This is a genomic window from Dolichospermum sp. LEGE 00246 (genome assembly GCF_015207865.1).
Lineage (GTDB): Bacteria > Cyanobacteriota > Cyanobacteriia > Cyanobacteriales > Nostocaceae > Dolichospermum > Dolichospermum heterosporum.
Map to the genome: position 1 here is coordinate 1 of NZ_JADEWA010000207.1, position 8,999 is coordinate 8,999.

The 8,999-nt window shown below is 39.4% G+C and carries 7 protein-coding genes and 2 pseudogenes; 4 read left to right on the forward strand and 5 right to left on the reverse strand.

The window, feature by feature from the left end; all coding sequences use genetic code 11:
* Nucleotides 1-101: 101 nt before the first annotated feature.
* Nucleotides 102-371, reverse strand: coding sequence for a hypothetical protein (locus tag IQ228_RS26660; RefSeq protein WP_228043878.1), 270 nt, complete (start codon nucleotides 369-371; stop codon nucleotides 102-104).
* Between IQ228_RS26660 and IQ228_RS27170 the strand changes: the two genes are divergently transcribed.
* Both IQ228_RS27170 and IQ228_RS14425 read left to right on the forward strand, forming a co-directional pair.
* Nucleotides 364-492, forward strand: coding sequence for a hypothetical protein (locus IQ228_RS27170; protein ID WP_255549975.1), 129 nt, complete (start codon nucleotides 364-366; stop codon nucleotides 490-492). The two genes, IQ228_RS26660 and IQ228_RS27170, sit on opposite strands and share 8 nt — an antisense overlap.
* Nucleotides 493-849: 357 nt before the next feature.
* Nucleotides 850-1,065 (forward strand): annotated as a pseudogene (locus IQ228_RS14425) (Uma2 family endonuclease); the annotation flags it as partial.
* Nucleotides 1,066-1,270: 205 nt separating this feature from the next.
* Here IQ228_RS14425 and IQ228_RS14430 read toward each other — a convergent pair.
* Complete coding sequence (locus IQ228_RS14430) at nucleotides 1,271-1,876, reverse strand: hypothetical protein (RefSeq protein WP_027404927.1); 606 nt, start codon at nucleotides 1,874-1,876, stop codon at nucleotides 1,271-1,273.
* Between the two features lie 21 nt (nucleotides 1,877-1,897).
* On the opposite strand from IQ228_RS14430, the pseudogene IQ228_RS14435 reads away from it, so the two are divergent.
* Nucleotides 1,898-2,035, forward strand: a pseudogene (locus tag IQ228_RS14435) (hypothetical protein); the annotation flags it as partial.
* A gap of 72 nt (nucleotides 2,036-2,107) precedes the next feature.
* Here IQ228_RS14435 and bchD read toward each other — a convergent pair.
* Nucleotides 2,108-4,129 carry a magnesium chelatase ATPase subunit D gene (bchD, locus tag IQ228_RS14440; RefSeq protein ID WP_193963275.1) on the reverse strand — a complete coding sequence of 674 codons (2,022 nt, stop codon included), beginning with the start codon at nucleotides 4,127-4,129 and terminating at the stop codon, nucleotides 2,108-2,110.
* 255 nt (nucleotides 4,130-4,384) lie between these two features.
* On the opposite strand from bchD, the gene IQ228_RS14445 reads away from it, so the two are divergent.
* Nucleotides 4,385-5,080 carry a Uma2 family endonuclease gene (locus IQ228_RS14445; protein ID WP_027404925.1) on the forward strand — a complete coding sequence of 232 codons (696 nt, stop codon included), beginning with the start codon at nucleotides 4,385-4,387 and terminating at the stop codon, nucleotides 5,078-5,080.
* An 87-nt stretch (nucleotides 5,081-5,167) separates the two neighbouring features.
* Here IQ228_RS14445 and IQ228_RS14450 read toward each other — a convergent pair whose 3' ends face one another.
* A complete protein-coding gene (locus tag IQ228_RS14450) occupies nucleotides 5,168-5,665 on the reverse strand; it encodes a hypothetical protein (RefSeq protein ID WP_027404924.1) in 498 nt (165 codons plus the stop codon).
* Between the two features lie 236 nt (nucleotides 5,666-5,901).
* A partial coding sequence (locus IQ228_RS14455; protein ID WP_193963277.1) for a pre-peptidase C-terminal domain-containing protein occupies nucleotides 5,902-8,999 on the reverse strand: 3,098 nt, incomplete at its 5' end.

The following is an 8,999-nucleotide window of genomic DNA, read 5'->3' on the forward strand; positions in this document are numbered from 1 at the left end:
CCCCCAACCCCCTCCCCGCAAGCGATGAGGGGGCTAAGATGTACCTTAAGTCAGAGACTGGGAACGAGATAACGAGATAAAAGACTTTGTTGCGCTGTCGCTTAACCCAACCTACTACAGGATTTAAATGACATCCTGGAAATCCTGAAATCCTGGAAATCCTGATTGGTGATAATTTCATTATCTAAACTATATTTGTAATAAAGAATTTTATTTTCTATGACAATTCCCATAATTATTAACTTACCGGAAAGTTTAGCTGCTTCTGTCCAGCGTCTTGGAGAAGCAACAGCATGAGAGATATCAGACGTTTTACTTGACACCCTAGAAATAGTATTACCTACCTTAGATAATCTCTCAGAAATGAGCATTAATTCAAGCATTCCTGATATTTCCGATGAGGAAGTTCTAGAATTAGCTAATTTAAAAATGGATGTAGTGCAAAATCAACGATTGGGAGAACTACAAGCTAAAGGAAAAATACTGGTTTAACAGCAGGAGAACGTTATGAATTATTAATTTCAATGTCCCTTTATCAAATGGGATAATTAAAAAAATCTGAAGGTTTAGCAGAAGCTGTTAAACGGGGAATAAAAACTCCTTTATCACCATGAGTTCTCTATCTGAAACCATACATAAAAAAGTGTCTGAATCAGGATATCCAGGATTAAAGGATGAACAGGATGAATACAATAGATGTAGGTTGGGTTAAGCAACAGCGCAACCCAACAAAATTAAATCACAAAATCACCAAAATGTTGGGTAACATCCCTCAACTTACAAGATTTAAATAACATCCTGAAAATCCTGATTCAGACAATTTCATTTTATGCAAAATTTGAGCAAATTATGATATCTACTACTACAATTTCTCCCATCTTAACTATTCCTCCCCTAGAAAACGGCGACAAATTAACCCGTCATGAATTTGAACGGCGTTATCATGCCATGCCGAATCTCAAAAAAGCCGAATTAATTGAAGGAGTAGTTTACGTGGCATCACCCGTTAGAGCAAAACAACATGGTAAACCCCATGCTCGCATTATGACTTTCTCGTTCCCATACTCTGTATGGGAATGAATTCTAGAAGGCTCTGCCTTCTATTAAAGCAGAGTCAGAGCCTCTGTAATCGCATTCCCAGTCAGAGACTGGGAACGAGATAACGAGATAAAAGACTTTGTTGCGCTGTCGCTTAACCCAACCTACTACAGGATTTAAATGACATCCTGAAAATCCTGAAATCCTGGATATCCTGATTGGTGACAATTATCTAATTAGCAGCAGTTACCATCCAAACTAAAATTCCTAAAATGACATCAACAGGAGGAAGGGGATAATCTGTAAAATCAATTGTTACAGTTTGTTCCGTTAATTGCAGAAATCGCCAAACAGTACCATTAGTGACGCTACCATAAATTGTAGGAATAGATTTATTATTAATTTCATTAAATTTTTGAGCAGCAATCATTTCCGCAATGCACTGACCAATACCGGGATTTAAGTCTGATTTTTTAGCTTCCACAATCATAACTGCGGGTGCTTCAACTTCTAACTGTTCCGGTGAAAGACTGAGAACAAAATCACAGACTCCATTCAATCCTAAAGCCGAATCTACAGTAAAATCTGCACCTGAGAATAGACTAATTTTTCTTTGTAATATCTTACGGACTTCCAGTAAAACCGGACTAATGATTAACTCAGAACGTGCTTTTTCACTTCCTGTTGCTATAGCTAATGGTAAACTTTCCACTAAAAAATCAGTTAGGGTTGTACTAGCAGCTATTGGCTTGATTTCTGGCAGAAACTTTTGATCTTCAATGGTGTTTATGCCAAAGGTTTGCTTGACTTTTCTGAGGGTAAAATCACTGTATGACATAATGTAAATATTTCCAAGAATGATGTGAAATTAAAGTTTTTTGATCCCGAAAATGGACTGAGGGCAAGAAAGGTTTATCTTTTTACTATTGACGTGAGCGATCGCATTCCTGTAACTTTAGGTCAAGTTCGTTCTTGGTCTGTGGCAAAATCAGCCTAAATTAGAATCAGGATTTACAAAACAAGAGGGTCAACAGGATTTATTTTCACATCCTGTAAACCCTGATTCAGACTATCTAGATTTTATATCTGCGATCGCTCCCCTAGTCATCGCGGCGATCGCTTTATCTGTGGCTTTGGGTAGATGATAATATTTACCACCTGCTGTTTTCGCCAATTCCTTGGCAAAGCCAGTTGATACAAACTTACTTTCCGTATCAATTACCAATAATTGCATCCCTGAAGCCCGAATTCTGGCTGCAATATCTAATAATTCGGCTTTGATATCCGGTTTTTCTCCCGGTTCTATGGTTTCACCTAAAGAACGAGCCAGAGGAATATTACCACGACCATCAGTAATTGCCACGATAACAACTTGACCGATATCCCCACCCATTTGGGCATTTATCCCCACCCGCACGGCTTGAGTTAACCCATGTGCGAGGGGTGAACCACCACCGCAGGGTAATCTTTCTAAGCGATTTTTGGCTAAAGCAATGGAACGGGTAGGAGGTAATAATACTTCCGCTTGCTCTCCTCGGAAGGGGATCAAAGAGATTTGATCCCGGTTTTGATAGGCTTCTGTTAAAAGCTGCATAACTGCACCTTTGGCAGATTGCATTCTATTTAAAGCCATTGAACCAGAAGCATCCACAACAAACACCACTAAAGCACCGGCTTTTCTCACCAACCGTTTAGAACGGATATCTCCCTGTTCAACAATCACCTTTTTACCAGGTTGTCTAGCGCGGCGTGCTTTTTGATACGGGGCTGCGGCTCGCAATGTGGCATCTACGGCTATTCTCCGAGCTTTACCTTTGGGAATCATCGGTTTAATGTACCGTCCCCTATCGTCTGAGAAGATAATACTGCGACTTCCTGATTTACCTTGCCGTTGTGCCATTTGGGTAAAATAAAGCACTTCTGGGTCGAGAATTACCCCTTCGGGGTCAAAGATAAACTCTTCGGGAATGTCTGGGGGTTCTTGCTGTTCTTGGTCTTCTTCTTTTTCCTCTTCCTGTTCTTCCTCTTGTTCTTCTTCTTGTTCCGACTCGTCTTGACTTTCTTGTGGTGGTGGGGGAGGTGGTGGTGGTTGGTCTGGGGGTGGTGTTTGTATTATAGTAGTCCTGGGAACTATCACCAATTCCACAGCCCGACGTAGATCTTCAGCGGTGACGGTGTTACGTCCTTCTAAGGCTGCTGCGGCTTTGGCTACGCGGACTGCAAATAGTTCTGCACGATGTCCTTCTACACCTCCGCGAATGGCTTCATTGACGAGATAGGCAATTTGCTCTTGGGTAATGGTAACTTCTTTTAACCATTCCCGTGCCAGGATGATTTGGGTTTTGAGGGAGTCTATGTCTTCGCTGTATTGTTGGAGAAATTCTGAGGGAGATTTGGAATAGGCGATCGCTTGTTCAACTGCCTGTACTCTTTGATCTATACCCAGAACTCCGTCTGCTGATAAGGCGATCGCTATTCTATCAAGTAAATGTTCCCTGAGCGCCCCTTCTTCTGGATTATAGGTGGCAATAAACAACGGTTTGCAGGGATGTTGAAAACTAATTCCTTCCCGTTCAATTTGATTCCGCCCATCGGATAATACTGATAACAGTTGGTTACTAATTTGGTCATCTAATAAGTTGATTTCATCCACATACAGCACACCTCGATTAGCTGTAGCCAGTAACCCCGGTTGAAAGATTGTATCACCTTGTTTAACCGACTGTTCCACGTCCACAGAACCTAAAAGTCGGTCTTCCGTAATCCCCAGAGGAATTTGCAAAAAAGGTGCAGGGATAATTTCCGTTTCTATCTCCTGTCTTTCTTCCGCTAAAAGTTTATCATCCCATTCTTCGGGGTGATTGGGGTCACAGTTGCTAACAGAACCTTTCACAACTTCAATAGGTGGTAACAAAGCGTGAATAGCACGCGCCATCACAGATTTAGCCGTACCACGACGACCTGCAATTACCACACCCCCCAAAACGGGATCAACTGCTGTCAACAGTAAGGCTATCTTGATGGCTTCTTGACCAACCACAGCAGCCAAGGGAAAAGCAGTCATTGTCGGGGTCAGAGTAGGCGATCGCATTGTTTCCTTAATAGTTATTATAGTTTTAGCATAGCAATTCCTGGCACATTTTAGCTAAAATAGCAGAATCCTCTAGCCTGCTTGAAGAGAGGCGATGAGTAATAGAGGACGAAAGAAATCTACTACTACGCTTTCTAATCCCACACTGTACCGTCAGGTCAGTGTGGGTAGTTCACATACAATTACCAATAGATTCATAAGTGCCACTGTCAAGTTAAAAAATTTATTTACCTTGGGTAAAATGGAGCTACAGAAATGGTACAACAACTCACACCAGAAACTCAAGCAGAAATCATCTACCCTGATAGTGATGGAAATCCCATGGCTGATAATACAGAACATTATGAATGGATAGTTAAAATTAAAGAAAATTTAGAAATATTATTTGCATCAGAAAATGATGTTTTCATCGCAGGTGATTTACTTTGGTATCCAGTTGAGGGAAGTGTAAAAACTCGTCAAGCACCTGATGTTATGGTGATTTTCGGGAGACCAAAAGGTAAAAGAGGTTCTTACAAACAATGGGAAGAAAATAATATTGCACCTCAAGTAGTATTTGAAATTCTATCTCCAGGAAATCGTAGTCAAGAAATGGCAAAGAAACTCCTTTTTTATCAACGTCATGGCGTGGAAGAATACTATGTTTATAATCCAGACAAAATCGAATTAACAGGTTTTATTCTTGAACAAGCATGGCTAGAAGAGATTGAAGAAATCAATAATTGGATAAGTCCCCGTTTAGGAATACGGTTTGAATTAACAGCAGATAATTTAGAAATTTATTATCCTGAAGGGCGGAAGTTTCTCACATCTCTGGAATTAAATCAACGTGCAGAGCAGGAATATCAACGTGCAGAGCAGGAATATCAACGTGCAGAACAAGAACGTCAAAATTATCAAACCTTATTAGCAAAATTGCAAGCCAAAGGTATTGATATCAATACACTTTAAAAATTAGATCCCCGACTTATAAAAATATGGCGACACATTTTGTGCATGAAGTCTTATGGGATAAGGGATTTAGAATTAACACACTAGCTAATGTCTATCAACCTCAACAGCTTGAGATTCAATTTTATTAACTTCTTCTCCGACTTGATAGGTAATTATTGCTTTTACTTGATCTTTTCCAGAATAGCCAGTTTTATTAGTTAAATGAATATCAATTACCGAATTTTCTAAAGGTTTTAATTCAATTTGTTTTGGCTGAAAACTAAAAGATTGTAATTTATGATCAGAAATATTACGAACTTCAATATTTTCAATGATCACCGTTTGATTTTTCATCTGATGATTTTCTAAGCTGACAAATACAGTCGCAAAACCAATATCTCGATTCCTTTGGGGAGGAATACCTAAAGGTGGTAATTTATTCTCTTGAGATAATAAAGAAACCTTAATCATAACTTTCTTATTAACAGCTTTTGACTGTAAGTGTGAAGATGGTTGACTATAAAAATCTGTAAGTAAATAATTACAAGAATTTACCATACTATCAAAACCGAATAAACTAAAAAGTAATAATAACGGTTTCAACCAAATCACCTCTAATTATTCAAATCATTATTAAACCAGTAGACAGCAGTACAAACATTAATTAAGTAGCGAGACAGAATTAATTACACAATGTCGTTGCGTTAGCGCAGCGTGGCGTTAGCCATATGGAACGAAGTGAAATCAAGCAATTCCAAGGGTTGTGATTGCTTCCCTTCGCTCGCAATGACTGTAAATATTTTTGTCTAATTACTTATTTATACTGCTTTCAACTATGCCTATGTATTAGACCATTGAAGAATCGCCCTCAAAGATAATAATTGAGACCAGGTTACATCAGCGTGGTAACTTCCCCAAGGGTTACGTAAGTGGAAAGTTCCATTAGTGGCATTATAGGCAGTAATGGTGTAAGCATGACCATCAACAACACCATAACCAGCGCCATAGACAAAACCCGCTGTTAACACCTGATTAGAATTAACCAAATTAATCAGTTGGGTTTGAGTCATATTGCTGACAGATTGGGAAGTAGCACTTAATCCTGTTACCTGGCGAATTACTGTATCCATCCAACCACCTTCTATAGCTGCATAGGAGTTATTTTGAGTACCACTGTAAGTACGACTCCAACCAGATTCAGCTAACTGAGCATAAGCTTTTTCTGCTAAAGCTACCCAAAGTTCATTGCTAGTGGAAGTAGAAGAACCTCCACCCCAACCAGCATAAGCGGCATTACCTGATGAATAAGTTGGTAAGTAACGATCTACTGTGACATAATCAGCTACACCATTGTTATAAAAACGCACAGTGAAGGTATTATCACCATTGTCCGTAAACATATTTTGGATGTACTCAGGTTTTTCCTGGGCAATAGAAGCCAAAGTTGCTACATAATAGCAATCTCCCACCGCTCCTTGGTAAATATCATCAGCACTAGCACCATTTTGGAACAGAGAACCACTAGCATAACTATAGGTATAACCTGTATCTGGGCGATCAGTACCTAAGAACCACTTACCAATCAGATTTTCCATTTGGGTATCACTACTATCGGCAAACAAGTTACCAAAACCGGAACGAATGTTAGCTGCATTACCATTTGCAATCTTATTAGATAGGACTTTCACATAATCAACCATAGTGAAGAGGGTAGAGTTACTAACAAGAGTCCGTAAGTCAGTTAATTCATTGGCATCAATCACACTACCATCTTTAGCATCGCGGAAAATGGAAATCATATCATTGCGACTCAAATTACCATCAGCAGCTAAGGAACGGGTTAAAGTGATAATTTGAGCATCTAGTAGATTTTGACTGTACCAATCTGTCGGAATCGGTGTGGGAGTTGGTGTGGGAGTTGGTGCAACAGCAGTAGCATTTAAGGACAAACTGTAGTTAGTGTCGCCACTATATTGAAACACCCGCACATAGTAAGCACCTGCACTCAACAGACTGGCAATGGATTCAGAAACAATTCCATCAGTATAAGAATAGGAAATTACAGTACCAGAACTATTGAATAACTCAACATCTGCATCGGCAGTTAAGCCTGTTAAATTTAGACTAAAGTTACTTTGTGTGCCTACATTGAAATTATAGTAATCGTTAGTATCAGCAGTTCCTATCCAATCACTAAAACTTTGAGTTGCTGTTAATGTGCCAACATTACGGGCTGTAGGTAGGGTATTTCCAGCATTATCAACAGGAAGAGCAATAGCATTTAAGGACAAACTGTAGTTAGTGTCGCCACTATATTGAAACACCCGCACATAGTAAGCACCTGCACTCAACAGACTGGCAATGGATTCAGAAACAATTCCATCAGTATAAGAACCGGAAATTACAGTACCAGAACTATTGAATAACTCAACATCTGCATCGGCAGTTAAGCCTGTTAAATTTAGACTAAAGTTACTTTGTGTTCCCACGTTGAAACTATAGTAATCGTTAGTATCAGCAGTTCCTATCCAATCACTAAAACTTTGAGTTGCTGTTAATGTGCCAACATTACGGGCTTTAGCTAGGGTATTTCCCGCATTATCAACAGGAAGAGCAGCAGCATTTAAGGACAAACTGTAGTTAGTGTCGCCACTATATTGAAACACCCGCACATAGTAAGCACCTGCACTCAACAGACTAGTAATGGATTCAGAAACAATTCCATCAGTATAAGAACCGGAAATTACAGTACCAGAACTATTGAATAACGCAACATCTGCATCGGCAGTTAAGCCTGTTAAATTTAGACTAAAGTTACTTTGTGTTCCCACGTTGAAACTATAGTAATCGTTAGTATCAGAACTTCCTACCCAATCATTAAAACTTTGAGTTGCTGTTAATGTGCCAACATTACGGGCTTTAGCTAGGGTATTTCCCGCATTATCAACAGTTAACGACAAACTGTAGTTAGTGTTACCACTAGACCGATATACCCGCACAAAATAACTTCCCGCATTCAACAGACTGGTAATGGATTCAGAAGTGGTGGCAGTTTTTGCAGAAGTGGTAATTACACCTCCAGAACTATTAAGTAATTCAACATCCGCATTGGCAGTTAAGCCTGTTAAATTCAGACTAAAGTTACTTTGTGTTCCCACATTGAAACTATAGTAATCGTTAGTATCAACACTTCCAACCCAATCACTAAAACTTTGAGATCCTGTTAATGTCTCAACCTTACGGGCTGTAGCTCTGGTATTTCCAGCATTATCAACAGGTGTCGCATTCAACGATAAACTGTAGTTAGTATCACCACTGAATTGATACACCCGTGCATAATAAGTACCTATACCCAACAGACTAGTAATGGATTCAGAAGTAGTGTCAGTATTTGCAGAAGTGGTAATTACACCTCCAGAACTATCGAGTAATTCAACATCCGCATTAGCAGTTAAGCCTGTTAAACTCAAACTAAAGTTACTTTGTGTTCCCACATTGAAACTATAGTAATCGTTAGTATCAACACTTCCAACCCAATCACTAAAACTTTGAGTTCCTGTTAATGCACCAACATTGCGGGCTGCCACTAAGGTATTTCCAGCACTATCAACAGGTGTAGCATTTAACGACAAACTGTAGTTAGTGTCACCACTAGACCGATATACCCGCACAAAATAAGCACCTGCACTCAACAGACTGGCAATGGATTCAGAAGTGGTGGCAGTTTTTGCAGAAGTGGTAATTACACCTCCAGAACTATTAAGTAATTGAACATCCGCATTGGCAGTTAAGCCTGTTAAATTCAGACTCAAGTTACTTTGTGTTCCCACATTGAAACTATAGTAATCGTTAGTATCAACACTTCCAACCCAATCACTAAAACTTTGAGATCCTGTTAATGTCTCAACCTTACGGGCTGTAGCTCTGGTATTTCCAG

Excerpts from the sequence above, each read along its gene's own strand:
- IQ228_RS14445 (WP_027404925.1), top strand. The coding sequence starts at position 4,385 with ATGGTACAACAACTCACACCAGAAACTCAAGCAGAAATCATCTACCCT.
- IQ228_RS14430 (WP_027404927.1), bottom strand. The coding sequence starts at position 1,876 with ATGTCATACAGTGATTTTACCCTCAGAAAAGTCAAGCAAACCTTTGGC.
- IQ228_RS26660 (WP_228043878.1), bottom strand. The coding sequence starts at position 371 with ATGCTCATTTCTGAGAGATTATCTAAGGTAGGTAATACTATTTCTAGG.
- IQ228_RS27170 (WP_255549975.1), top strand. The coding sequence starts at position 364 with ATGAGCATTAATTCAAGCATTCCTGATATTTCCGATGAGGAAGTTCTA.
- bchD (WP_193963275.1), bottom strand. The coding sequence starts at position 4,129 with ATGCGATCGCCTACTCTGACCCCGACAATGACTGCTTTTCCCTTGGCT.